This window comes from Kitasatospora sp. NPDC001660 (genome assembly GCF_053596725.1).
In genome coordinates this window covers 245,400-270,352 of the sequence record NZ_JBSFGU010000002.1, presented here as the reverse complement: position 1 = coordinate 270,352, position 24,953 = coordinate 245,400, and the positions used below count along the sequence as shown (strand labels likewise).

Below are 24,953 nucleotides of genomic sequence, written 5' to 3'. Positions count from 1 at the left end.
CCGCGCCGCACCGCCCCCGGCCCCCGCACGAGCCTCCGCGCGGTCGCCTTCCCACGCGGCTCCCCTCCCCACCCCCTTCCCCCAGGTGGAAGGATGGGCCCGAGCTCCGCGACGGTGCGGCGGCTCGAACGAGCAGAGCCGAGGAGCGCAGTCATGCCCAAGCAGGCCCCGCAGAGCGACCCCGGGCAGGACGCCCCCGAGGTGTCCGCGCCGCAGCACGCGGCCGCCGGTCTGCCCGCCGTCGGCCACAGCCTGCGCATGGCCGCCGAGCAGATGGGCGCCCGCCGCACCCTCGCCACCCTCCTCAAGGTGAACCAGCCGAACGGCTTCGACTGCCCGGGCTGCGCCTGGCCCGAGCCGGACAAGACCCACACCGCCGAGTTCTGCGAGAACGGCGCCAAGGCCGTCGCCGAGGAGGCCACCGAGCGCCGGATCCGCGCCGAGTTCTTCGCCGCGCACCCGGTCGCCGACCTCGCCGAGCGCTCCGGCTACTGGCTCGGCCAGCAGGGCCGCCTCACCCAGCCGATGCTGCTGAACGAGGGGGCGACCCACTACACCCCGGTCTCCTGGGACGACGCCTTCGCGCTGATCGCCGAGGAGCTGCGGGCCCTGGAGACCCCGAACGGTGCCGCCTTCTACACCTCCGGCCGCACCAGCAACGAGGCCGCCTTCGCCTACCAGCTGTTCGCCCGCCGGCTCGGCACCAACAATCTGCCGGACTGCTCCAACATGTGCCACGAGTCGTCCGGTTCGGCGCTCACCGAGACGCTCGGTGTCGGCAAGGGCAGTGTGAGCCTCAAGGACCTCTACCAGGCCGACCTGATCATCGTGGCCGGTCAGAACCCGGGCACCAACCACCCCCGGATGCTCTCCGCCCTGGAGCGCGCCAAGCGGGCCGGCGCCACGATCGTCAGCGTCAACCCGCTGCCGGAGGCCGGCCTGGAGCGGTTCAAGAACCCGCAGCACGCCCGCGGCCTGGTCGGCCACGGCACCAAGCTGACCGACCTGTTCCTGCAGATCCGCCCCGGCGGCGACCTCGCGCTGTTCCGCGCGCTCAACCGGATCGTCCTGGAGCGGGACGGCGTCGACCACGCCTTCGTCGCCGAGCACTGCCACGGCTTCGAGGAGTTCGAGGCCCAGGCCCGCGGGACGGACCGGGACGAGGTGCTGGCCGCGACCGGCCTGCCGTGGGAGCAGATCGAGGAGCTGGCCCGCCTGGCGCTGGCGTCCGAGAAGATCATCGTCTGCTGGGCGATGGGCCTCACCCAGCACAAGCACGCCGTCCCCACCATCCGCGAGGTGGTCAACTTCCTCCTCCTGCGCGGCAACGTCGGCCGCCCGGGCGCCGGCGTCTGCCCGGTGCGCGGGCACAGCAACGTGCAGGGCGACCGGACGATGGGCATCTTCGAGCGGCCCGGCAAGGCCTTCCTCGACGCGCTGGGCAAGGAGTTCGCCTTCGAGCCGCCGCGCGAGCACGGCCTCGACTCGGTGGACACGATCCGCGCGATGCGGGACGGCAGGGTCGGGGTGTTCTTCGCGATGGGCGGCAACTTCGTCGCGGCCTCCCCCGACACCGAGGTCACCGAGGCCGCGATGCGGCGCTGCCGGCTGACGGTGCACGTCTCGACCAAGCTCAACCGCTCGCACGTGGTCACCGGCGCCCGCGCGCTGATCCTGCCGACGCTCGGCCGCACCGACCGGGACGTCACCGCGTACGGCGCCCAGTTCGTCAGCGTCGAGGACTCGATGGGCCAGGTGCACGCCTCCCGCGGCGGCCTGCGGCCGCCGGCGCCCGGCCTGCTCTCCGAGACGGCCATCATCTGCCGCCTCGCCCGGACCGTCCTCGGCCCCGAGGACACCGTGCCGTGGGAGGACTTCGCCGGCGACTACGACACCCTGCGGGCCCGGATCGCCCGGGTCGTCCCCGGTTTCGAGGACTACAACGAGAAGGTGCGCCGCCCCGGCGGTTTCACCCTCCCGCACGGCCCGCGCGACTCCCGCACCTTCCCCACCGCCACCGGCAAGGCCAACTTCACCGTCAACCCGCTGACCGCCCCCGAGGTCCCGGCGGGTCGCCTGCTGCTGCAGACGCTGCGCTCGCACGACCAGTACAACACCACGGTCTACGGCCTCGACGACCGCTACCGCGGCATCAAGGGCGGCCGCCGGGTGGTACTGGTGAACCCGGCCGACGCCGCCGAACTCGGCCTGGCCGAGGGCGCGTTCGTCGATCTGGTGAGCGAGTGGGAGGACGGCGTCAAACGCCGGGCCCCGCACTTCAGGGTGGTCCACTACCCGGTGGCCCGCGGCGGGGCGGCGGCCTACTACCCCGAGACGAACGTGCTGGTCCCGCTCGACTCCACCGCCGACATCAGCAACACCCCCACGTCGAAGGCGGTCGTCATCCGCTTCGAGCCGGACAGCGGCTCGGCGGACTGACGCGCCCACCACCGCGAAGGCCGCCCCACGTCACCGGACGTCGGGCGGCCTTCGTCGCGAGGCGCGCAGCGCGCGGCGTCAGGGCCAGGGTCAGGGCAGCAGACCGCCGATGATCGGCAGCGTCGCCGTGGCGCTGCCCGGCGCCGAGGCGGTCGGCGTGCCCGTGCCCGTCGGCGCCGGAGTCCCGGTGCCGGTGGGAGTCGGCGTGCCCGTGCCCGTCGGCGTCCCCGTGGGTGTGGGCGTGCCGGTCGGCGTGCCCGTCCCCGACGGCGTCCCGCCCGGAGTGCCCGTTCCCGTACCGGTGGGCGTGCCCGAGGTGGTCGACGGCGTGCCGGGTGTGGTCGAGGGGGTGCCCGGGGCCGGGGCGGGCGTGCCCGGGACCGGGGCCGGGACCGGGGCCTGGACCGGCGGCCGCTGCTCGGCCGGGGTCGGGGCGATCGGCGTGACGGTGTCCCAGCCGGCCGGGAGGCCGGGCACCTTCCAGGCGCCGCCGGCGTCGTCGGCCGCGCCGGACGGGTCGGGCCGGACGGCGCCGAGGATCGGCATCGAGCCGATCGGCGAGACCTTGATCACCGCGCCCGGCCGCGGCGCCTGCACGATCAGCCCGCCGCCGATGTACATCGCGACGTGCGTGGCGCCCTCGAAGTACACGACGAGGTCGCCCGGCCGGATCTGGTTCAGCGGGATGTGCGGGAGCTGGGCCCACTGCTCCTGGCTGGTGCGCGGGATCGGCTTGCCGGCGTGCAGCCAGGCCTGCGAGGTGAGGCCGGAGCAGTCGTACGAGTCCGGGCCGATGCCGCCCCACAGGTACGGCCTGCCCAGCTGGGCCAGCGCGAACGCGACCGCCCCGCGCCCGGCCAGCGAGGGCGTGCGCTCGCCCTGGCCGAGGGCTCCGGTGGCGAGGAAGGCGAGCTGGGCCTCGTCGGCCTTGGCCTTCTCCAGCTTCTCCAGCTCGGCGCGCTGGGCGCCGGTGAGCGAGGAGACCAGCTGCTCGACGGCGGCGAGGTCGGTGGCGACCTTGGCCTTGGCCGCCTCCTGCTGGGCGACGAGCGTCTGGGAGGTCCTGAGGGCGTCCTCGGTCTGCTTCGTCAGCCCGGCGAGCTCGTCGCGGTCGGCCTTGAGCCGGTCGAGGAACTCGGACTGCGAGCGGCTGGCGGTGGCGAGCAGCTCGGCGATGGTGACGGCCTCGTACGGGTCCTTGGAGAGCAGGAGCTCGGCGTAGGCCGAGGTGGCGCCGTTGCGGTACTGGGCGGCGGCGAGCTGCGCGGCGATGTCGGTGCCGGCGTCGACCTGCTTCTGCTGGCGGTCGAGGCGGTTCTGCAGGTCGGTGAGGGCGGTCTGCTGCTCGGCGACCTTGGCGACCGCGCCGTTGTACTGCTCGGTGGCGGCCTCGGCGCTCTGGTAGAGCGCGTGCAGCTGGTCGAGCAGCGGCCCGAGGGTGGCCTTGGCGGCGGCGAGCGGGTCGTCCCCGGGGCTCGCGGTGGGCGCCGTCACGCCGGGCGTGCCGGGGTCAGGGGCGGCGTACGCCGCACCGGTCGCGAGCGGGAGCGCCAGCGCGGCGGCGGCCAGGACGGCTCCGCAGCGCAGGGCGGCCCGCACCCAGGGTCGTCCGCCTGCCGTCTCGCCGCGCCGCGATTCCCCGCCCATGGGTGTTCCTCCCCTGCCCTGCCCGTCCCCCGGGTTCCCCGGATCCTGGGCGATCCTCCCATGGGTTACCCGGCGGAAACAGAGCGCGCCAGGACCGGGAGGTGAATTCTCCGTTCACGGCGCCGTTCGGCTGTGAGACAGGTCTCAGCAAAACGGAGCGAACCGGGGCGTTCTTCGCTAAGGTCCAGCTCAGCGCGACCGACGCCACCCCGCCGAAAGTTTCCGGACATCGTCAGGACACCATCGGAACCACGATTCCCGGCTCAGTTCACCTTCCGTTTACCAAACCTGCTTACGGTCACGTTCGACACCAACGTCCGTGCGACAACTACGACGATTGTTTGGGTATGGAACACATCTCGTTCCTGGTAGCCGTTGTGATCATCACGGCGCTCGCCTTCGACTTCACCAACGGGTTCCACGACACCGCGAACGCGTCCGCCACCGCGATCGCGACAGGAGCCCTCCGGCCGAAGGTCGCGGTCACCATCGCGGCCGCCCTCAACTTCGCGGGCGCGTTCCTGTCCGTGAAGGTCGCCACCACCATCTCCGGCGGCATCGTCAACGAGAAGGCCGGCATCCACCCCGAGGTCATCTTCGCCGCGCTGGCCGGCGCGATCCTGTGGAACCTGCTGACCTGGCTGCGCGGTCTGCCGTCCAGCTCCTCGCACGCCCTGTACGGCGGCCTGATCGGCGCCACGATCGTGGGCGTCGGCATGAACGGCGTCAACTTCGACACCGTGCTCTCCAAGATCATCATCCCGGCGGTCGCCTCCCCGCTCGTCGCGGGCCTGGCCTCCTGGGGCGCCACCAAGCTGGCGTACGCGATCACCCGCAAGAGCAACGAGGCGGCCACCGCCAAGGGCTTCAAGACCGGCCAGATCTTCTCGTCCTCGCTGATCTCGCTCGCGCACGGCACCAACGACGCCCAGAAGACGATGGGCATCATCACCCTGACCCTGGTCTCGGTCGGCGCCCTGCCGAAGGGTGCGCTGCCCCCCACCTGGGTGATCGTCTCGGCGGGCGCCGCGATCGCGCTCGGCACCTACATGGGCGGCTGGCGGATCATCCGCTCGATGGGCAAGGGCCTGGCGGACATCCAGCCGCGGCAGGGCTTCGCCTCCGAGTCGGCTGTCTCGACCGTCATCCTCACCTCGTCGCACATGGGCTTCGGCCTCTCCACCACCCAGGTCTGCACCGGCGGCATCATGGGCGCCGGCCTCGGCGGCCCGAAGCCGGAGCTGCGCTGGAGCATGGTCCGCCGCATGGTCTACACCTGGGGCCTGACCCTGCCGGCCGCCGCCCTGGTCGCCGGCGGCGCCGCGCTGCTGGCCCGGCAGGGCACCTGGGGCGTCGTGCTGGTCGGCGCCGCGCTGGTCGCCGGCTCGGGCGGCATGTGGCTGATCTCCCGCCGCCAGCCGGTCAGCGCGGACAACGTCAACGACGTCGAGGACGTCACCCCGATCGACGTCACCCCGGCGAACGCCGCCCCCACCACCGCCTCGACCACGGTCGCGGCCTGAGCGCCGCCGGCTGAGGAGCACACACCATGCACATCAAGTGGAACGCCCTGGCCCAGACCGCCGGAGTCAGCTTCGGCGTCACCGTCGCCGTGGTCACCGTCTTCGCGCTCGGCATCCTGGCCCTGTCCCGCCGCGAGGCCGCGCTGAGCGCCCGCGAGGGCGCGGCCGCCCAGGCCGGCGGTGGCCGGCTGGCGCTGGCCGGCGCGTACGCCTGCTTCGCCGTCTGCGCGTCGGCCGTCGTCTACGGCCTGGTGCTGATCGCCGGGAAGTAACCGCCGCTCACACGAACGGGCCGGGAAGTGGATCCCCACTTCCCGGCCCGTTCGGTTTCCCCGTGCCAAAGGCGTCAGTTCTGCTGGGTGGTCCGCAGCGCCGTCTCCCGGATGAACAGCACCGTGACGAAGGACGCCAGCGCGAACGGCGCGGCCCACAGGAACACCGTGCCGACGCCGTGCCCGAACGCGTCCGTCACCAGCGGGACGATCGGGGCCGGCAGCTTGTGCAGGTCCGGGATGCCGCCGCCGGACGCCGCGTGCCCGGCCGGGATGTGCGCGGCGGCCAGGTTCTCGGCGAGGTAGCGGCCGACTTTGTCGGTCATCAGCGCGCCGAGCGCGGAGACGCCCATCGCGCCGCCCATGGTGCGGAAGAACGTGACCACCGAGCTGGCGGCGCCCAGTTCGCCCCGGGGCACCGTGTTCTGCACCGCGAGCACCAGGTTCTGCATGGTCAGGCCGAGCCCGATGCCGGTGATCGCCATGTAGACCGAGAGCAGGCCGTAGTCGGTGTCGACCCGCATGGTGCCGAGCAGGCCGAAGCCGATCGCGAGCAGCGCCGTACCGGAGACCAGGTAGGCCTTCCAGCGGCCGTACTTGGTGATCAGCCGGCCGGCGACGGTCGAGGAGAGCGCCAGGCCGAGGATCATCGGCAGGGTCATCAGGCCCGCCACGGTCGGGGACTTGGCACGGGCCAGCTGGAAGTACTGGCTGAGGAAGGTGGTCGCGCCGTACATCCCGACGCCGACCAGCACGCTGGCGAGCGCGGCCAGGGTGACGGTGCGGAAGCGGAAGAGGTCCGGCGGGATGATCGGTTCGGCGGCGCGGCGCTCGATCACGACGGCGAGCGCGCCCAGCAGCAGGCCGCCGCCGACCATGGCCGCGGTCTGCCAGGACAGCCAGTCGTAGTTCTTGCCGGCCAGGGTGATCCAGACCATCAGCAGGCTGACGGCACCGGTGATGGCCAGCGCGCCGAGGTAGTCGATCTTCGGCTTGCGCTTGACCACCGGCAGCTTGAGGGTGCGCTGCACCACCAGGATCGCGGCGATCGCGAACGGGATGCCGACGTAGAAGCACCAGCGCCAGCCGAGCCACGAGGTGTCGACGATGACGCCGCCGATGAGCGGGCCGCCGATCGTGGCGAGGGCGAACACGGCACCGAAGTAGCCGCTGTACCGGCCGCGTTCGCGCGGCGGGACCATCGCGGCCAGGCATATCTGGCCGAGCGCGACGACACCGCCGGCGCCGATGCCCTGCAGGGCGCGGCAGGCGATGAGCTCGCCGGTGTTCCGGGAGAGGCCGGCCAGGGCGGAGGTGGCGATGTAGATCAGCAGGGCGATCTGCAGCAGCACCTTCTTGCTGGCGAGGTCGGACAGCTTGCCCCAGATCGGGGTGGAGGCGGTGAGGGTGAGCAGCGCGGCGGTGATCACCCAGGTGTAGGCGGACTGGCCGCCGTGGAGGTCGGTGAGGATGTGCGGCAGGGCGTTGGAGACGACGGTCGACGAGAGCACGGCCACGAAGAGGCCGAGCAGCAGGCCGGACAGCGCCTCCATCACCTGCCGGTGGGTCATGGGTCGGTCGTCGACGGCGGCTGCGCCGGTCGCGGCCTCGGTGGTCACGGTCATCCGGGTCCTTAAAATTCGTTGCCTTAAGCAACCATACGACCGATGGTTGACTTAGGCAACTTTCTTCCGGGTGGAGCGAAGCCCGGCCCCGGCCCGGCGCTCACTGCCCCGCGGGCTCCCCGATCACGTCGTTGAAGCGGTGCAGCAGCTCGGCGAACCGGACCACGTCCCCCTGGGACCAACCACCCAGCACCTCCCGCACCCGCCGCATCCGGACGTCCCTGGCCGCGAGGTAGCGCCGCCGTCCGTCCTCGGTCAGCGAGACGAACGAGGCCCGCCGGTCCAGCGGGTCCGCCTCCCGGGCGACCAGGCCCAGCTCCTCCAGCGCCCGGATCTGCCGGCTCACCGTGGCCTTGCCCACCGCGAAGTACACGCCGACGTCCGTCACCCGCACCCGCCCCGCCTGCTCGATGTAGCCGAGCATGCTGTAGGCCATGCCCTCCAGCTCGGGGTGCACCCGGCGGGACAGCTCGGCGACTCTGGCCCGGCCGCGCCGGAACATCAGCGCGACCTCCCGGTCGACCGCCAACAGCGCGTCCTCGTCCAGTGTTCGCCCGCCCGGCACCTGCCCGTCGCTCTCCGCACTCACCGCGCCAGTATCCCGCAGCCGCCCTGGCCGGAACGCGGCACGCGAGGTGCGACAAGCCAACTACTTCATGGTATGAAGTATCGGCTCTCGAAGTATCAGTTTCCCCCCGAACCGCAGGATTCCCCCCGAAACCGGGGGTTTCCCCCGACACCCAAGGAGATGTGGATGGCCGCCCCGGGGCAGGGTTTCGTCGCCGAACTGAAGGGAGCGGTCACGCCGCGCGCCGCGCTGATGGTGATCGCCGTACTGCTGCTCCAGCTCGGCTTCATCACCTCGTACGTCGGGGCGCTGCACAAGCCGGCCCCGCACAACCTGTCGATCGCGGTGGTCGCCCCGCCGCAGGTCGCCCCCAAGCTGGTCGGCGCGCTGGAGTCGGTGCCGAACGACGCCGTGAAGCCGGTCACGGCGCCGGACGCCGAGACCGCCACCCAGCGGATCAAGGACCAGAAGATCTACGCCGCGCTGGTCTTCAACACGGCCGGCACCGAGGACACCCTGCTGACCGGCGGCGCCCGCGGCACGTCCGCCGCCAAGGCCGCCGAGACCATCACGACCGCACTGGAGAAGGCCCAGGGCCGCACCCTCAAGGTCGAGGACGTCGTTCCGCTCGCCAAGGGCGACACCAACGGCCTTTCCGCCTTCTACCTGGTCATCGGCTGGTGCGTCGGCGGCTACCTGGTCGCCTCGATCCTCGGCATCAGCGCCGGCTCCAAGCCGGCCAACACCCACCGTCTGCTGATCCGGCTCGGCGCGATGGCGCTGTACTCGATCGCGGCCGGCGTCTTCGGCACCCTGATCGCCGGTCCGGTCCTGGACGCGCTGCCCGGCTCGATCCCGAGCCTGTCGGCGGTGGGAGCCCTGGTGGTGTTCACGGTCGGCGCGTTCACCATGGCGCTGCAGTGCCTGTTCGACATCATCGGCATCGGCATCGCGGTGCTGGTCTTCGTCGTGCTCGGCAACCCGAGCGCGGGCGGGGTCTACCCGGCGCCGATGATGCCGCCGTTCTGGCGCGCGATCGGCTCGTGGATCCCGAACGGCGCCGGCACCGCCGCGACCAAGTCGATCGCCTACTTCGGGTCGGCCAACCTGGCGATGCCGCTCCTGGTGCTCGTCGTGTGGGCGGTGATCGGCGTGGCGGTCGCCCTGCTCGCCGTCGTGCGCGGCCCGCGCTCCGGCGGCCGGGAGCTGGTCGCGGAGGCCTGAGCCCCCGCCTGGCCGAGCCCCGGTCGGCAGGAACCCGTGCCCCCGGCCCCGTGCCGGGGGCACGGTCGTCTCAGGCGCCCGCCAGCCGGCCCGGATCGGCCAGGACGGCGCGCACCACCCCGACGGCGGCACCCAGCAGCGGTCCGCGCCGCCCGAGCCGGGAGACCGTCAGCCGGTCGTCCGACCAGGGGCGGACGGTCACCCGGGCCCGCAGCTCGGCCCGCATCTCCGGCAGCAGCCAGGGAGCCAGCTGGGCGTAGCCGCCGCCCAGCACCACCTCGGCCGGGTCCAGCAGGTTGACCGCGCCCGACGCCGCGATGCCGAGCGCCGACCCGGCCCCGGCCAGCGCCTTGCGCACCTCCTCGCCCCCGGCCTCGGCGCGCTCGGCGAGCAGCCCCACCCAGTCCCCGCGGATGCTCTCCAGCCCGGCCGCGCGCAGCACGGCCGCCTCCCCCGCGTACTGCTCCAGGCAGCCGTGCGCGCCGCATGCGCAGCGCGGCCCGTCCGGGCGGACCGGCACATGGCCGAGCTCGCCCGCGTAGCCGCGCGCACCGCGCAGCAGCCGGCCGCCGATCACGATCGCCGCGCCGACGCCGGCCTCGGCGGAGACGTGCAGGAAGTGGTCCGGGCCGCCGCCCAGCCAGAGTTCGGCGAGCCCGCCCAGGTTGGCCTCGTTGTCCGCGTCGATCGCGAGCTCCGCCAGCTCCTCCGAGCCGGCCGCGCGCAGCGCGAGGCGCAGCTCGGCGGCGAGCGGCACGTTCTGCCAGCCGAGGTTGGCGGCCCTCTGGAGCACCCCGCCGGAGGTGCCGACCAGCCCGGGCACGGCGAGCTCGAGCGCGGCCGGGCGCAGGCCCGCGTCGGCGACGGCCCGGCGCAACAGTTCGGCGAGGTCGGCCATGACGGCGGCGGGCGAGCGGCCCCGGTTGCGGATCTCCTGGCGGCGCCAGGCGCGGACCTCGCCGCGCAGGTCGACCACGCAGGCGCCGAGGTGCTCGACGCCGATCTCCGCGCCGAGGCCGCCGGGCCCGCGCGGGTTGAGGCCGAGCGCGGTGCCGGGCCGGCCGACCTTGCCGCTCGGCGCGGCCGGGCCCTCCTCGACCACGAGTCCGCCGGCGATCAGCTCCTCGGCGAGCGAGGAGACCGCCGCCCTGGTCAGTCCGGTCTCGGCGGCCACCTCGGCGCGGGAGCGCGGGGCGCGCGCGATCACGCCGATCACCAGCGCCAGGTTGGCCCGGCGCATGCCCTGCTGGCTGGCGGGTCCGGTCCGGACACCGTCCGGCTCATGCATCGCGGTCACCCGGCCTCACCTCGCCCTGGGTGTCTCCCGGGGCGTCTCGTGTGCAGCGTAACCGGGTTCGAGGGACGGCTGCGCTCTCGTGCCGACGGGCTCGGCGAGGCGGGTGAACACCCAGCGCTGCATCGCCCAGAAGCGGAAGAACATCGCCACGAAGGTGCCGACGATCATGCCGCTGAGGAAGTCCGCGACCTCCTGGGTGAGGGAGCCGACGTACGGCTCGCGCAGGTCGAGGACGTACCGCGAGATCGCCAGCGGCACGTCGTTGACGGCGATCGCCACCGCGCTGACCAGGAAGAACAGCGCCGCCTCACGCCGCTGCCCCTGGGCCCGGAAGGCCCAGCGGCGGTTCAGCACGTAGGAGACGACGGTGGCGATCACGGTCGCGATGGTCAGTGCGACCACCGGCTTGTGCTCCAGGACGGTGAACTTCAGTTCGAAGTTGATCACCGTGGTGAGCACGAAGCAGGTGCCGCCCACCAGCAGGAACTTCACCAGCCTGCGGTGCCGCACCAGGAACGGGCGCAGCCTCGCCGGCACCCGGGCCAGAACGCGCTGAGTGGGGGACGGCATCTTGGCAGTCTCGCACGCGGCGTGCCGTCCCCCCGGATCACTCGGCGGAAGTCCTCAGGACGCCGGCGGTCGCGCCCTGGTGGACCACTCCGCCGGGTGCGATCGAGCCGACCGTCCGGAGCGCGCCGAAGCGGAAGCCCCGCCGAGGAACCCGGCGGGGCGGTCCACCCGGCGGAGGTTGCGATGGGCGCCGGGCGGAGCAGCCGTACTGCTCCGCCCGGGCCGTGGACCCGCGTCAGGCGGCGGCGACGAGCACCTCGGCCGGTTCGAGGGCCAGCGTGAGCACCTCCCGGACGTCCGACACCGGGTGCACGGTGAGCCGCTCCAGCACCTCGGCCGGGACGTCGTCCAGGTCGGCCTCGTTGCGCTTGGGGATGATCACCGTGGTGACCCCGGCCCGGTCGGCGGCGAGCAGCTTCTGCTTCACCCCGCCGATCGGCAGCACCCGCCCGGTCAGCGACACCTCGCCCGTCATCGCCACGTCCGTGCGCACCTTGCGGCCGGAGAGCAGCGAGGCGAGCGCGGTGGTCATGGTGATGCCGGCGCTCGGCCCGTCCTTGGGGACGGCCCCGGCCGGGACGTGCAGGTGCACGCCGCGGTCGCGCAGCGAGGTGACCGGCAGCTCCAGCTCGGCGCCGCGCGAGCGCAGGAAGGAGAGCGCGATGTGCGCGGACTCCTTCATGACGTCGCCCAGCTGTCCGGTCAGGGTCAGCCCGGTGCCGCCGGTCTCGGCGTCGGCGAGCGAGGCCTCGATGTAGAGGACGTCGCCGCCGGCCCCGGTCACCGCGAGGCCGGTGGCCACGCCGGGGACGGCGGTGCGCCGCTCGGCCGGCTCCTGGGCGGCCTCCGGCACGTGGTGCGGGCGGCCGATCAGGGCGCGCAGGTCGTCCGCGCCGATCGTGGCGGGCAGGTCGCGCTCGCCGAGCTCGGCCTGCGCGGCGATCTTGCGCAGCACCCGGGCGATCGAGCGTTCCAGGTTCCGCACGCCGGCCTCGCGGGTGTACTCCCCGGCGAGCCTGCGCAGCGCCGACTCGTCGACGCCGACCTGCTCGCCGCCGAGCCCGGCCCGCTCCAGCTGGCGCGGGAGCAGGTGGTCGCGGGCGATGACGACCTTCTCGTCCTCGGTGTAGCCGTCGAGGCGGACGAGCTCCATCCGGTCGAGCAGCGGCTCGGGGATGGCCTCCAGCACGTTGGCGGTGGCGAGGAAGACGACGTCGGACAGGTCGAGCTCGACCTCCAGGTAGTGGTCCCGGAAGGTGTGGTTCTGCGCCGGGTCCAGCACCTCCAGCAGGGCGGCGGCCGGGTCGCCCCGGTAGTCGGAGCCGACCTTGTCGATCTCGTCGAGCAGGACGACCGGGTTCATCGAGCCGGCTTCCTTGATCGCCCGCACGAGGCGGCCGGGCAGCGCGCCGACGTAGGTGCGCCGGTGGCCGCGGATCTCGGCCTCGTCCCGGACTCCGCCGAGCGCGACCCGGACGAACGTGCGGCCCATCGCGCGGGCCACGCTCTCGCCGAGCGAGGTCTTGCCGACCCCGGGCGGGCCGACCAGCGCCAGCACCGCTCCTCCCCGGCGCCCGCCGACCAGCCCGAGCCCCTGATCGGCCCGGCGCTTGCGCACGGCGAGGTACTCGACGATGCGGTCCTTGACGTCGGCGAGACCGGCGTGGTCCGCGTCCAGCACCGCACGGGCGCCGGCGATGTCGTACGCGTCCTCGGTGCGCTCGTTCCACGGCAGCTCCAGGACGGTGTCCAGCCAGGTGCGGATCCACGAGCCCTCGGGGGACTGGTCGGATGAACGCTCCAGCTTGTCGACCTCCTTCAGGGCCGCCTCGCGGACCGTCGTCGGCAGGTCGGCGGCCTCGACCCGGGCGCGGTAGTCGCCCTCCTCGTCGGCCGGGTCGCCGTTCAGCTCGGCCAGCTCCTTGCGGACGGCCTCCAGCTGGCGGCGCAGCAGGAACTCCTTCTGCTGCTTGGCCACGCCCTCCTCGACGTCCTTGCGGATCGAGTCGTTGACCTCCTCCTCGGCGAGGTGGTCGCGCAGCAGCGTCAGCGCGTACTCCAGGCGGGCGACCTGGTCGGCCTCCAGCAGCACCTTGAGCTTCTGCTCGGCGGTGGCGAAGGGCGCGTAGCCGATGTTGTCGGCGAGCTCGCCGACGCCCTCGATCTGGGCCACCCGGTCGACGATCTGCCAGGCGCCGCGCTTGCGCAGCCACTGGGTGGACAGCGCCTTGTACTCCTTGACCAGCTCGGCGGCCCGGCCGGCCACCGGCACGCCCACCGAGGACTCCCGGAACGGCGTGGTCTCGACCCAGAGGGCGGCGCCCGGCCCGGTGGTGCCGACGCCGATCCGGACCCGGCGCACGGCGCGCACCAGCGCGGCCGGCTCCCCGTCCGCCAGTCGGCCGACCTGCTCGACGGTGGCGAGCGTGCCGACCGCCGCGTACGAGCCGTCCACCCGCGGGACCAGCAGGACCTGCGGCTTGCCGCCGCCGGCCGCCGCGCGGGCGGCCTCCACCGCGGCGCGCACCTCGGTGTCCTTCAGGTCCAGCGGGACCACCATGCCCGGCAGGACGACCTCGTCGTCGAGCGGCAGCACGGGCAGGGTGAGCGGTGTGGACGTCGATGCCATGATCTCTCCCCAGTCAGTGAACTTGAGTCGACCTGACTAAGGCTTCCGGGGCGCCGCGTGTTCCCCGATCCGTGTTCGCCGTGAGCGAACGGAAAAGGGGTGCCGGCGGGGGTCGCCGGAAGGTCGTCAAAAACCCCCGAACGAGTTAACGGACATCCAAGACCGGGGCCCCGCCGGACGCGGACGCGGGCGCGGGACCGGCCTCCGGCACCTCCGCGCGCAGCAGGTGCAGCCGGCCTCCGGGCCTGCGGCGCAGCCAGCGCCACAGCGCCACGCCGGTGAGCACCGCCGCCGGGTGGCCCACCGCGGTGACCAGGTCGCTCTCGGTGGCGATCTGCTCGGCGATCAGCACCGCGGCACCCCCCAGCGCCAGCAGCCGCCCGCGCCAGGAGAGCAGTCCGGCGAGCGCGCCGAGACTGACCAGCACGCCGTAGCTGACGCCGATGTCGAGGTAGTCCATCGCCGCGGGCTCCAGCTGCCCGGTCTCCACGGCGGTGATCACCACCACCTGGGACAGCAGCGTGGCCGTGACGTGCCCGATCGCGAAGACCGCCGCCGCCCGCCGGGAGCCGACCCGGCGTTCCAGCGGCGCGACGGTGAAGGCGAATCCCCACAGGTACGGCATCCACACCTCGCCGGCCACCCAGAAACCGCTGAGCAGCAGGGCTCGCATCGGGTGGTGCAAAAGATTGTGGCCGTCCGAACTGGAGGCCTGCTGCAGCCGCAGGACGAGATCCGGATCCGCGAGTTTGGCAAAGGCCGTGGTGGCACCCACCACGGCCAGATATCCGAGCGCGAAAGGGTTGCGCCGGGGCGTCGGCACCCGGGCCAGCAGCCACTCGGCCACCCCGGCGCGCAGCCCGAGCCGGAGCATCCCGTACGGGGGCCCGGCCGACGGCGCGCGCGACCCTGGGCGCGGCTCCACCGGCCCGCCACCGCGCCGCAGTCCAGCCATGCCGCCTCCGCTCCACGCCCCGCAGCCACCGACCCCGGCCCGCGACTCCCGTCCGGGGGGACCAACGTACCGGCGCGCGCCCGGAATCCCTCCTGCAGGGCGTTGTCGTGATCACGTTACGTCGCGGTCCTGAGAGCCAGCTGAGAAAAGCCCGTGAAGACCGGCGGACCGGCCGTCCGGTCGGATTCCGCTATTGGTCCAGACCTACTTCCACTTGACCCGTCAGTAGCGGCCCTGACCGGCGACTTGGCATCAACTCGACTGCATACGTACCGTTACGCAGTGAAAAAACGCCGGGTAAGGTATCGGCCCGTGCCCACTCGTGAGTGGGTCCGAGAGCGGGCCGACAACCGGCCCAACGGGCCGGAAACGTCCGGTCCACCTGCCGGGAGGCAGCCGCTGTCCGTACGCTGCGAAGTGCGCGGGAGAAGCGGGTGTCCGACCTCCGCCCTCCGATCCGCGCACGGCTACGGGACGGCGGACCCGGCACAATCCACGACGGAACAAGACTACGAAGCGGAGCCCCGCCATCCCCACAGGTGGCCGGCCCGCAGCCCTGGGGGCGGTGGCGTGACCGTGACAGAAATTCAGCAGGACAGCAGCAACAGCGGCGGCACGGTGAGCAGCCAGCGCAGAGTGCTGGTGGTGGAGGACGAGCCCACGATCGCGGAGTCGATCGCGGCCCGGCTGGGCGCGGAGGGCTTCAAGGTCGCCGTGGCCCACGACGGCCCCGGCGCGGTCGACGGCTTCCACACCTGGCAGCCGGACCTGGTCGTCCTCGACATCATGCTGCCCGGGTTCGACGGCCTCGAAGTGTGCCGCCGGATCCAGGCCCAGCGACCGGTGCCGGTGCTGATGCTGACCGCGCGCGACGACGAGACGGACCTGCTGGTCGGCCTCGGCGTCGGTGCCGACGACTACATGACCAAGCCCTTCTCCATGCGCGAACTGGCCGCCCGGGTCAACGTGCTGCTGCGCCGCGTCGAGCGCGCCCAGCAGGCCGCCCGCACGCCCGCGCTCGGCTCGCTGCGCTTCGGCGAGCTGGAGATCGACCACGTGCAGCGCCGGGTGCGCCTCGCCTCCGGCGACGTCCACCTGACGCCGACCGAGTTCGACCTGCTCGCCTGCCTGGCCGCTCAGCCGCGCGCCGTGCTCACCCGCGAGCAGCTGCTGGCCGAGGTGTGGGACTGGACCGACGCGTCCGGCACCCGCACCGTCGACAGCCACGTCAAGGCACTGCGCCGGAAGATCGGCGCCAGCTGGATCCGCACCGTCCACGGCGTCGGCTACGCGCTGGAGGCCCCGCTCTCCTAGCGGCGCCTCGGGCATCGGGCCTCCGGGGGGCCCGTGTCCCGAACCGCCGTGCACACGCGGGGGACCCACAGGGAACCAATGACCTTTCCACAGCAACGCAACGGGGACGCCGACGGCACGCGGTCGCAGACCTTCGCCGCCCGCGCCGCCCGCCGGGTCTGGGCCGACATCCGGCCGCTCGACCCCGTCCGGTCGATCAAGGGCAAGCTCGCGCTGCTCGTGATCGTCTCCGTCTTCCTCGCGAGCGGCATGGTCGTCGTGGCGATGAAGTCCGAGACCCAGATCCGCATCATCATGATCTTCTCGATGATCGCGTCGCTGCTCTTCATGCAGTTCCTCGCGCACGGGCTGACCGCCCCCCTGCGCGAGATGACCGCGGCCGCCCGCGCGATGGCCTCCGGCGACTACAGCCGAAGGGTCGAGGTGAACTCGCGCGACGAGATCGGCGAGCTGGCCGCCACGTTCAACCAGATGGCCTCCGACCTGGAGGCCGCCGACCGGCACCGGCGCGAACTGGTCGCCAACGTCTCGCACGAGCTGCGCACGCCCATCGCCGCGCTGCGCGCCGTGCTGGAGAACGTGGTCGACGGCGTCGTGCAGCCCAATCCGGCGACCCTGGAGGCGGCCCTGGAACAGACCGAGCGGCTCGGCCGCCTGGTCACCCACCTGCTCGACCTCTCCAAGATCGACGACGGCGTGGTCGACCTCGACGCCCGCCCCTTCGAGGTGCGCGAGTTCCTGGACGGCGTGCTGCGCGGCGTCACCGTGGACGGCGCGACGGCGGGCGGGGCGTTCTCCCGGCGCGGGGACGTCCGGCTCGCGCTGGAGGTCAGTCCGGCCGGCCTGACCGGTGTGGCGGACCCGGAACGGCTCCACCAGGTGGTCGCCAACCTGGTCGACAACGCCTGCAAGCACTCCCCTCCCGGCGGCACCGTGACGGTGCGCGCGCGGCCCGACGGCGAGCCCGGCGGTCTGCTGCTGGAGGTCGAGGACGAGGGCCCGGGCATCCCGCCGGCCGACCGCAGCCGGGTCTTCGAGCGGTTCAGCCGCAGCGGCACCGCCACCGCCCAGGGGCCGGGCTCCGACGGCGGCACCGGCCTGGGCCTGGCCATCGCCCGCTGGGCGGTGGACCTGCACGGCGGGCGGATCGCGGTCGCGGAGTCGCCGCGCGGCTGCCGGATCGAGGTCCGGCTGCCCGGGCAGCCCTGAGCTCGTGCGATCGTCCAGGAATCCCGGCGGGAGTGCGCAGAGGGGTGCACACTGGGGCTTGTGTCACAGATCCGACACAGACGTACACGAAGATCGCTCGAAGGTTCGAGCGGGGCTTTGTCCGTTTTCGCCCTGATATGGGGGCCGATCGCTCCTGGCCGCTTCCCCTCAGATGCGCGTTTCTAACGCATATTTTCGGCCAATCCGCAGGTCAGGACTGTGATCTGGGCGACGCCTGAGCCCCGGGGACTGCGCGATCACTGGTCAGGGGCGTAGCCTTAATCCCCGCTGTCCAAACATCCCAAAAGGAAGCGGAAGAGGGCGGTTGCCGCCGTGTCGCCACAGTCCCAAGAAACCCCCAACAGCTCGGCAAGCTCCACTGGCTTCGGCCCCAATGAGTGGCTCGTCGATGAGATCTACCAGCAGTACCTCCAGGACCCGAACTCGGTCGACCGAGCCTGGTGGGACTTTTTCGCCGACTACAAGCCCGGTTCCGAGGTGACCCCAGTGACCCAGGCCGCGACCCAGGCCGGCCCCACGCCGACCCCTGCCGCTGCCCCCGCGCCCGCTGCTGCTCCGGCCGCACCCGCCCCCGCCGCGCCGGCCACCCCGGCCCCGGCGGCGGCCCCCGCGCCGCTCGCCGCCGCGCCCGCCGCGCCGCCGGCCCCCAAGGCCGCCGCCCCGGCCGCTCCCGCCGCTCCCGAGGCCACCGGCCCGGAGCTGGTCCAGCTGCGCGGCCCGGCGAAGGCCGTCGCCTCGAACATGGACGCCTCGCTGGAAGTGCCGACCGCGACCTCGGTCCGCGCCGTCCCGGCGAAGCTGTTGATCGACAACCGCATCGTCATCAACAACCACCTGCAGCGCGCCCGCGGCGGCAAGGTCTCCTTCACCCACCTGATCGGCTACGCCCTGGTCCAGGCCATCAAGGCCGCCCCGGGCATGAACCACAGCTACAAGGTGGAGGACGGCAAGGCCTTCCTGGTCAAGCCCGAGCACGTCAACCTCGGCCTGGCCATCGACCTGGTCAAGCCCAACGGCGACCGCCAGCTCGTCGTCGCGGCCATCAAGAAGGCCGAGACCCTCGACTTCTTCGGCTTCTGGCAGGCCTACGAGGACATCGTCCGCCGGGCCCGCGCCAACAAGCTGACCATGGACGACTTCACCGGCGTCACGATCTCGCTGACCAACCCCGGTGGCATCGGCACCGTGCACTCCGTGCCGCGCCTGATGCAGAACCAGGGCACCATCGTCGGCGTCGGCGCCATGGAGTACCCGGCCGAGTTCCAGGGCTCCGCCCCGGAGACCCTGGCCCGCCTGGGCGTCTCCAAGATCATGACGCTGACCTCGACCTACGACCACCGCGTCATCCAGGGCGCGGCGTCCGGCGAGTTCCTGCGCGAGATCCACCGCCTGCTGCTCGGCGAGAACGGCTTCTACGACGAGATCTTCGAGTCGCTGCGGATCCCGTACGAGCCGGTCCGCTGGGCCACCGACGTCGCCACCACCCACGACGACGAGGTCAACAAGACCGCCCGCGTCATGGAGCTGATCCACTCCTACCGGGTCCGCGGCCACCTGATGGCCGACACCGACCCGCTGGAGTACAAGCAGCGCAAGCACCCCGACCTGGACGTCGTCCAGCACGGCCTCACCCTGTGGGACCTGGAGCGCGAGTTCGCGGTCGGCGGCTTCGGCGGCCAGAAGATGATGAAGCTCCGCGACATCCTCGGCCTGCTGCGCAACACCTACTGCCGCACCGTCGGCATCGAGTACATGCACATCCAGGACCCGAAGCAGCGCAAGTGGCTGCAGGAGCGCCTGGAGAAGCCGTACGCGAAGCCCGAGCGCGAGGAGCAGCTGCGGATCCTGCGCCGCCTGAACTCGGCCGAGGCCTTCGAGACCTTCCTGCAGACCAAGTACGTCGGGCAGAAGCGCTTCTCGCTGGAGGGCGGTGAGTCGCTGATCGCGCTGCTGGACGCGACCATCGACTCCGCCGCCGAGCACCGCCTCGACGAGGCCGTCATCGGCATGGCCCACCGCGGCCGCCTGAACGTGCTGGCCAACATCGTCGGCAAGCCGTACGGCAAGATCTTCGGCGAGTTCGAGGGCAACCTCGACCCGAAGTCGATGCACGGCTCCGGCGACGTCAAGTACCACCTGGGCGCCGAGGGCACCTTCACCGGCCTGGACGGCGAGACCATCAAGGTCTCGCTCGCCGCGAACCCCTCCCACCTGGAGGCCGTGGACCCGGTCGTCGAGGGCATCGCCCGCGCCAAGCAGGACATCCTGGACCAGGGCGGCACCACCTTCCCGGTGCTGCCGATCCAGATCCACGGCGACGCGGCCTTCGCCGGCCAGGGCGTCGTCGCGGAGACCCTGAACATGTCGCAGCTGCGCGGCTACCGCACCGGCGGCACCGTGCACATCGTGGTGAACAACCAGGTCGGCTTCACCGCCGCCCCGGCCAGCAGCCGCTCCTCGATGTACTGCACCGACGTGGCCCGCATGATCGAGGCCCCGATCTTCCACGTGAACGGCGACGACCCGGAGGCCGTGGTCCGCGTCGCGCGGCTCGCCTTCGAGTTCCGCCAGGAGTTCCACAAGGACGTGGTGATCGACCTCATCTGCTACCGCCGCCGCGGTCACAACGAGGCCGACAACCCGTCGTTCACCCAGCCGCTGATGTACGACCTGATCGACAAGAAGCGCTCGGTGCGCAAGCTGTACACCGAGGGCCTGATCGGTCGCGGCGACATCACCATGGAAGAGGCGGAGCAGGCGCTCCAGGACTTCCAGGGCCAGCTGGAGAAGGTCTTCGCCGAGGTCCGCGACGCCGCCCAGGCGCCCGCCGCGGCCGGCGCCGGCAAGCCGGTCGCCGACTTCCCGGTCTCCATCCGGACCGGCATCTCCCAGGAGATGGTCAAGCGGATCGCCGCCTCCCAGATCAACCACCCGGACTGGCTGACCGTCCACCCGCGCCTGCTGCCGCAGCTGCAGCGCCGCGCCGCCTCGGTCGAGGACAACACCATCGACTGGGCGATGGGCGAGACCCTCGCCATCGGCTCGCTGCTCATGGAGGGCCACCCGGTCCGCCTGGCCGGCCAGGACAGCCGCCGCGGCACCTTCGGCCAGCGGCACGCCGTCCTGATCGACCGCAAGACCGGCGAGGACTACACCCCGCTGCAGTACCTCACCGAGGACCAGGCCCGCTACACCGTTTACGACAGCCTGCTGTCGGAGTACGCGGCCATGGGCTTCGAGTACGGCTACTCGCTGACCCGCCCGAACGCGCTGGTCATGTGGGAGGCGCAGTTCGGCGACTTCGTCAACGGCGCGCAGACCATGGTGGACGAGTACATCGCCTCCGCCGAGCAGAAGTGGGGCCAGCACTCCGGCGTCACCCTGCTGCTGCCGCACGGCTACGAGGGCCAGGGCCCGGACCACTCGTCCGCCCGCCCGGAGCGCTTCCTGCAGCTGTGCGCGCAGAACAACATGACGGTCGCCATGCCGACCCTGCCGTCGAACTACTTCCACCTGCTGCGCTGGCAGGCGCACAACCCGCACCACAAGCCGCTGGTCGTCTTCACCCCGAAGTCGATGCTGCGTCTGAAGGCCGCGGCCAGTGCGACCGAGGAGTTCCTGTCCGGCTCGTTCCGCCCGGTCATCGGCGACACCACCGTCGACCCGGCGCAGGTCCGCAAGGTGGTCATCACCGCCGGCAAGTTCTACTACGACCTGGAGGCGGCGCGCGCCGAGCGCGGCGTCACCGACACGGCGATCGTCCGGGTCGAGCGGCTCTACCCGCTGCCGGTGGCCGAGCTCCAGGAGGAGCTGGCCCGCTACGGCGACAACGTCCAGTTCATCTGGGCGCAGGAGGAGCCGGCCAACCAGGGTTCCTGGCCGTTCATCGCGATGAACCTGGTCGACCACCTGCAGGTCGTCATCGGCCGCAGCGCGGGCGACTCGCGCCTGCGCCGCGTCGCCCGTCCGGCGGCCTCGTCCCCGGCGGTCGGCTCGGCCAAGCGCCACGCCGCCGAGCAGCAGGCCCTGATCGAAGAGGTCTTCTCGATCTGACGCCCTGACGCCCCAGCGACATGACGCTGTCGGCCCCCGTCCTCCCCCTCGGGAGGACGGGGGCCGCTTCGTTTGCCGCAGAACCGTTTCACCGCGGTGCCATGCCAAGGTCGCAGCTCTGCAACCAAACGCGCACCGCCGTGCCGTCCCACCTGACGGATCGATAGGTTATGCCTCGCCGGACCGCTGCCCCCGGTGCCCGTCACCGCACCCCGGGGCCGGTCGGACGACCTCACCGTTCTCCCAGGGGGATCACCGCATGACCGCCGACACGCCGAAAGACGCCAGCAAGCTCCCGCTGGTCTTCCAGCCGCTGCAGCCCGACGACCCCCGGGAGGTCGGCGGCTACCGGATCTTCGCCCGGCTGGGGGCCGGCGGCATGGGCCGGGTCTACCTCTCGTACACGCCGGGCGGGCGCCCGGTCGCCCTCAAGGTGGTCCGCCCCGAGTTCGCCGAGGACGGCGAGTTCCGCCGCCGCTTCGCCCAGGAGGTCAGCAACGCCCAGCGGATCCACGGGCTCTACACCGCACAGGTGATCGACTCCGGCGGCCTGGACTCGGACGCCCCCTGGCTGGTCACCGCGTACGTGCCCGGCCCGTCCCTCCAGCAGGTCGTGCGCGAGAACGGCGCGCTGCCGGTGCGCACCGTCCTGCTGCTGATGGGCGGCATCGCCGAGGCGCTCCAGGCCATCCACAGCGTCGAGGTGGTACACCGCGACCTCAAGCCCGCCAACGTGCTGGTCGCCGGGGACGGCCCGCGGGTGATCGATTTCGGCATCGCCCGGGCCGCCGACGCCACCGCGCTGACCGGCACCGGCTACCGGATCGGCTCCCCCGCCTTCATGTCCCCCGAGCAGGCCCAGGGCCGCGCGGTCACCCCGGCCACCGACGTCTTCGCGCTCGGCGCGCTGGCCGCGTACGTGGCCGGCGGCTCGGCGCCGTTCGGCGACGGCCCCGACACCGCCGTGCTCTACCGGGTGGTGCACGAGCAGCCCGACATGGACGCCGTCCCGGCCGACCTGCGCGAGCTGATCCTGCGCTGCCTGGCGAAGTCCCCGGAGGACCGGCCGACGCCCGCCGAGATCATCCAGGTCGCCCGCAACCACCCGGAGGTCGGCGGGCAGCTGCGGTTCGGCGACGACTGGCTGCCGCGCCAGGTCAACACCGAGATCACCCGCCGCTCGGACCTTCCCAGGACTCCGCCCACCCCGCTGCCGGCCGCCCCCGCCACCCCGCCGACCCCGATGCCGGCCGTCCCGGCCACTCCCCCGCCGCCGGCCGGCCTCCCATCGCCCGCAGGGCCCACCCACCCGGCCACCGCCGTCACCGCCTCCGCGCAGCCGCCCGGCCCGCAGGCGCCCGCCGGGCCCCCGCCCGGCTTCGTGCCGCCGCCGGTCGGCGCGTACGGCGCCCCGCAGCCGTCCACCGAGTCGCCGACCGCCCCGGTGCCCTCCTCACCGCCCACCGTGCAGCTGCGCACCGAGCCGCCGTCCTTCGACACCCCGCCGCCCGGCCCGGTGGTCACCAACGCCCCGGAGCCCGGGCCCGAGCCCAAGGCGAAGAAGGGCGGGGTGTCCTGGAAGGCCCTGCTCGTGGTCGCCCTGGTGATGGCGATCGGCGGCACCGCCGGCGGCGTCTTCCTGATGAAGAAGCTGAACGACGGCAAGTCGAGCAGCAGCACGCCGTCCGCCCAGGTCACGGTGACCCAGACCGCCGCCCCGGTGCCCTCGCAGAGCGCCGGGCCCGCCCCGACCGCGACCTCCAGCAACGCCCCGGTGACGGCCCCGACCTCCAAGCCCGGCACGCCCGGCGGCACCGTCTCGGCGCCCGCCCGCCCCGCCGGCTACACCCCGGCGCTCCAGAAGGTCTCGCTCGCCATCCCCGCCGCCGACTACTCCAGCGACGCCTACCGGATCGACCTGAACGCCGGCAAGGTGGTGCCGCGGGAGACCAACCTGAAGTGGGGTTTCGGCGTCGGCAAGGCGCAGTGCTGCGGCGGCCGGGCGGACGCCTTCTCCGGCTACGGCGACGACGCCTCCGACTTCGCGGTGATCAGCGAGGCCAGCGTCACCCCGGAGCAGTGCGCGAGCGCGATCGACTCCCGCCCGGACACCGACCTGAGCTTCAACCACGTCCCGGCGGACCGGCTGCTGTGCATCCGCGACCGGGTGACCCAGAACATCGCCGTCGCGGCCGTGGAGGTCGCCGACGCCAGCACCGGAGCCGCCAAGGTGACCGTCAGCACCTGGCGGGCCAACGGCCAGCCGGGTCTATCCTGACCAGGTCAACCCCCATCCGACCGGAGCGAACCGTGTACTTCACCGACCGAGGCATCGAGGAGCTGGAGAGCCGGCGCGGCGACGAGGAGGTCACGTTCGAGTGGCTGGCCGAGCGCCTGCGCGAGTTCGTCGACCTCAACCCCGACTTCGAGATCCCGGTCGAGCGGCTGGCCACCTGGCTGGCTCGGCTCGACGACGAGGACGACGAGTGACGCGGTGAACCGCCAGTGAGAGGCCCGGAAGGCTGTTGCCCTCCGGGCCTCTCGCTTGCCCCCGTAGGGGTGGTCCCGGGGTCGGATCCGGGCCGGGATCAGGGACCGGACCGCTTGCTTTTCCCGCCACGCGATATATCGTCTTTAGCAGAGAACGCGATACATCGCGAGTCGCAACGGGAGGCGGCAGAGATGAGCCAGTGGACGGTCGACGGGCCCGACAGCATCACCATCGACGAGGCGGTGCGCACGGTCAACGTGCGGGTCATCGACGGCACCGTGAACGTGGTGGCGGCCGACGGCCCCGCCCGCCTGGAGGTCACCGAGCTCCGCGGCGAGCCGCTGCACGTGACGCTGGTGGACGGCGTCCTGACGGTCACCTACAAGGACATCAGCAGCTGGGGCGAGATCGGCGACTCGCTCAAGTCGGTCGCCTCGATCAAGAGCTTCTTCGGCTCGCTCAAGGACAAGCGGGTCGCCGGGGTCACCGTCACCGTCCCGGCCGACACCGAGGTCAAGGTCGGCACCGTCTCGGCCGGTGCCACCGTCTCCGGCTTCGCCGGGCACGTCTCCGTGCAGAGCGCCAACGGCGATGCCACCCTGGTCGGCCTCAGGGGCCGCACCGACGCCAACACCGTCTCCGGCGACGTGGACGCCCAGTCGGTGGGCGGGCAGCTCAAGGTGAACACCGTCTCCGGCCAGCTCACCGTGGTCGCCGGCACCGCCGACCGGATCCAGGCCAACTCGGTCACCGGCGCGGTCACCCTGGACCTCGACGTGGCCACCCCGGCCGACATCAAGGTCACCACGGTCAGCGGCCCGGTCGCCGTCCGGCTGCCCTCGCTCGCCGACGCCCGGGTCGACGCCGGCTCCACCAGCGGCGACATCTCCAGCACCTTCGACCAGCTCAAGCTGGGCGGCACCTGGGGCGCCAAGCGCCTGTCCGGCCAGCTCGGCGACGGCCAGGGCAGCCTCGCGGTGACCACCGTCTCCGGTGCCGTCACGGTGCTGCGCCGCCCGGACGCCGAGGACGAGGAGCCGGTGGTGGTCCGCGAGCTGCCGGCCGGCCCGAGCCTCGACAAGCCGGCCGGACCCGACCTCACCAAGGAGGCGTGAC

Annotated in this window: 17 protein-coding genes; 10 read left to right on the top strand and 7 right to left on the bottom strand. The window is 72.6% G+C overall.

The window, feature by feature from the left end:
• Window positions 1-153: 153 nt before the first annotated feature.
• Window positions 154-2,439, top strand: coding sequence for an FdhF/YdeP family oxidoreductase (locus ACWCXH_RS03155; protein ID WP_449799577.1), 2,286 nt, complete (start codon window positions 154-156; stop codon window positions 2,437-2,439).
• Window positions 2,440-2,529: 90 nt separating this feature from the next.
• On the opposite strand, the gene ACWCXH_RS03150 is transcribed toward ACWCXH_RS03155, so the two are convergent.
• On the bottom strand, window positions 2,530-4,086 hold the full coding sequence (locus tag ACWCXH_RS03150) for an NlpC/P60 family protein (RefSeq protein WP_449799576.1): 1,557 nt from the start codon (window positions 4,084-4,086) through the stop codon (window positions 2,530-2,532).
• A gap of 347 nt (window positions 4,087-4,433) precedes the next feature.
• Here ACWCXH_RS03150 and ACWCXH_RS03145 point away from each other — a divergent pair, with 347 nt between their 5' ends.
• Window positions 4,434-5,609, top strand: coding sequence for an anion permease (locus ACWCXH_RS03145; protein WP_449799575.1), 1,176 nt, complete (start codon window positions 4,434-4,436; stop codon window positions 5,607-5,609).
• A gap of 26 nt (window positions 5,610-5,635) precedes the next feature.
• On the top strand, window positions 5,636-5,881 hold the full coding sequence (locus ACWCXH_RS03140) for a hypothetical protein (RefSeq protein WP_449799574.1): 246 nt from the start codon (window positions 5,636-5,638) through the stop codon (window positions 5,879-5,881).
• 74 nt (window positions 5,882-5,955) lie between these two features.
• Here ACWCXH_RS03140 and ACWCXH_RS03135 read toward each other — a convergent pair whose 3' ends face one another.
• A complete protein-coding gene (locus tag ACWCXH_RS03135) occupies window positions 5,956-7,506 on the bottom strand; it encodes an MDR family MFS transporter (protein WP_449799573.1) in 1,551 nt (516 codons plus the stop codon).
• A 100-nt stretch (window positions 7,507-7,606) separates the two neighbouring features.
• Entirely contained in the window at window positions 7,607-8,095 is a 489-nt protein-coding gene (locus tag ACWCXH_RS03130) for a MarR family winged helix-turn-helix transcriptional regulator (protein WP_449799572.1), read from the bottom strand.
• 165 nt (window positions 8,096-8,260) lie between these two features.
• On the opposite strand from ACWCXH_RS03130, the gene ACWCXH_RS03125 reads away from it, so the two are divergent.
• Complete coding sequence (locus ACWCXH_RS03125; RefSeq protein WP_449799571.1) at window positions 8,261-9,298, top strand: ABC transporter permease; 1,038 nt, start codon at window positions 8,261-8,263, stop codon at window positions 9,296-9,298.
• Window positions 9,299-9,368: 70 nt separating this feature from the next.
• Here ACWCXH_RS03125 and ACWCXH_RS03120 read toward each other — a convergent pair whose 3' ends face one another.
• The 4 genes from ACWCXH_RS03120 to ACWCXH_RS03105 form a co-directional block, all read right to left on the bottom strand.
• Window positions 9,369-10,586 (bottom strand): ROK family protein, encoded by a 1,218-nt coding sequence (locus tag ACWCXH_RS03120; protein ID WP_449799664.1) that lies wholly within the window; start codon window positions 10,584-10,586, stop codon window positions 9,369-9,371.
• A 15-nt stretch (window positions 10,587-10,601) separates the two neighbouring features.
• Window positions 10,602-11,165 (bottom strand): GtrA family protein, encoded by a 564-nt coding sequence (locus tag ACWCXH_RS03115; RefSeq protein WP_449799570.1) that lies wholly within the window; start codon window positions 11,163-11,165, stop codon window positions 10,602-10,604.
• Window positions 11,166-11,400: 235 nt separating this feature from the next.
• Window positions 11,401-13,794: an endopeptidase La gene (gene lon / locus ACWCXH_RS03110; RefSeq protein ID WP_449799569.1), complete on the bottom strand. Its 2,394-nt coding sequence runs from the start codon at window positions 13,792-13,794 to the stop codon at window positions 11,401-11,403.
• 145 nt (window positions 13,795-13,939) lie between these two features.
• Entirely contained in the window at window positions 13,940-14,749 is an 810-nt protein-coding gene (locus tag ACWCXH_RS03105; protein WP_449799568.1) for a rhomboid-like protein, read from the bottom strand.
• Between the two features lie 576 nt (window positions 14,750-15,325).
• Here ACWCXH_RS03105 and ACWCXH_RS03100 point away from each other — a divergent pair.
• The 6 genes from ACWCXH_RS03100 to ACWCXH_RS03075 all read left to right on the top strand — a co-directional run bounded on the left by ACWCXH_RS03100 (window position 15,326) and on the right by ACWCXH_RS03075 (window position 24,952).
• Window positions 15,326-16,063, top strand: coding sequence for a response regulator transcription factor (locus ACWCXH_RS03100; RefSeq protein ID WP_363653520.1), 738 nt, complete (start codon window positions 15,326-15,328; stop codon window positions 16,061-16,063).
• Window positions 16,064-16,141: 78 nt separating this feature from the next.
• Complete coding sequence (locus ACWCXH_RS03095) at window positions 16,142-17,272, top strand: sensor histidine kinase (RefSeq protein WP_449799567.1); 1,131 nt, start codon at window positions 16,142-16,144, stop codon at window positions 17,270-17,272.
• A gap of 333 nt (window positions 17,273-17,605) precedes the next feature.
• Window positions 17,606-21,346, top strand: coding sequence for a multifunctional oxoglutarate decarboxylase/oxoglutarate dehydrogenase thiamine pyrophosphate-binding subunit/dihydrolipoyllysine-residue succinyltransferase subunit (locus ACWCXH_RS03090; protein WP_449799566.1), 3,741 nt, complete (start codon window positions 17,606-17,608; stop codon window positions 21,344-21,346).
• 259 nt (window positions 21,347-21,605) lie between these two features.
• Window positions 21,606-23,624: a protein kinase domain-containing protein gene (locus ACWCXH_RS03085; protein ID WP_449799565.1), complete on the top strand. Its 2,019-nt coding sequence runs from the start codon at window positions 21,606-21,608 to the stop codon at window positions 23,622-23,624.
• Window positions 23,625-23,656: 32 nt separating this feature from the next.
• Window positions 23,657-23,836 (top strand): DUF6104 family protein, encoded by a 180-nt coding sequence (locus ACWCXH_RS03080; RefSeq protein WP_030235677.1) that lies wholly within the window; start codon window positions 23,657-23,659, stop codon window positions 23,834-23,836.
• Window positions 23,837-24,028: 192 nt separating this feature from the next.
• The gene (locus ACWCXH_RS03075; RefSeq protein ID WP_449799564.1) at window positions 24,029-24,952 is read left to right on the top strand and encodes a DUF4097 family beta strand repeat-containing protein; all 924 of its coding nucleotides are present in this window, start codon (window positions 24,029-24,031) and stop codon (window positions 24,950-24,952) included.
• Window position 24,953 lies beyond the last annotated feature (1 nt).

Coding starts and splice junctions, on each gene's coding strand:
- ACWCXH_RS03155 (WP_449799577.1), top strand. CDS start 154: ATGCCCAAGCAGGCCCCGCAGAGCGACCCCGGGCAGGACGCCCCCGAG.
- ACWCXH_RS03150 (WP_449799576.1), bottom strand. CDS start 4,086: ATGGGCGGGGAATCGCGGCGCGGCGAGACGGCAGGCGGACGACCCTGG.
- ACWCXH_RS03145 (WP_449799575.1), top strand. CDS start 4,434: ATGGAACACATCTCGTTCCTGGTAGCCGTTGTGATCATCACGGCGCTC.
- ACWCXH_RS03140 (WP_449799574.1), top strand. CDS start 5,636: ATGCACATCAAGTGGAACGCCCTGGCCCAGACCGCCGGAGTCAGCTTC.
- ACWCXH_RS03135 (WP_449799573.1), bottom strand. CDS start 7,506: ATGACCGTGACCACCGAGGCCGCGACCGGCGCAGCCGCCGTCGACGAC.
- ACWCXH_RS03125 (WP_449799571.1), top strand. CDS start 8,261: ATGGCCGCCCCGGGGCAGGGTTTCGTCGCCGAACTGAAGGGAGCGGTC.
- ACWCXH_RS03120 (WP_449799664.1), bottom strand. CDS start 10,586: ATGCATGAGCCGGACGGTGTCCGGACCGGACCCGCCAGCCAGCAGGGC.
- ACWCXH_RS03115 (WP_449799570.1), bottom strand. CDS start 11,165: ATGCCGTCCCCCACTCAGCGCGTTCTGGCCCGGGTGCCGGCGAGGCTG.
- lon (WP_449799569.1), bottom strand. CDS start 13,794: ATGGCATCGACGTCCACACCGCTCACCCTGCCCGTGCTGCCGCTCGAC.
- ACWCXH_RS03105 (WP_449799568.1), bottom strand. CDS start 14,749: ATGGCTGGACTGCGGCGCGGTGGCGGGCCGGTGGAGCCGCGCCCAGGG.
- ACWCXH_RS03095 (WP_449799567.1), top strand. CDS start 16,142: ATGACCTTTCCACAGCAACGCAACGGGGACGCCGACGGCACGCGGTCG.
- ACWCXH_RS03085 (WP_449799565.1), top strand. CDS start 21,606: ATGACCGCCGACACGCCGAAAGACGCCAGCAAGCTCCCGCTGGTCTTC.
- ACWCXH_RS03075 (WP_449799564.1), top strand. CDS start 24,029: ATGAGCCAGTGGACGGTCGACGGGCCCGACAGCATCACCATCGACGAG.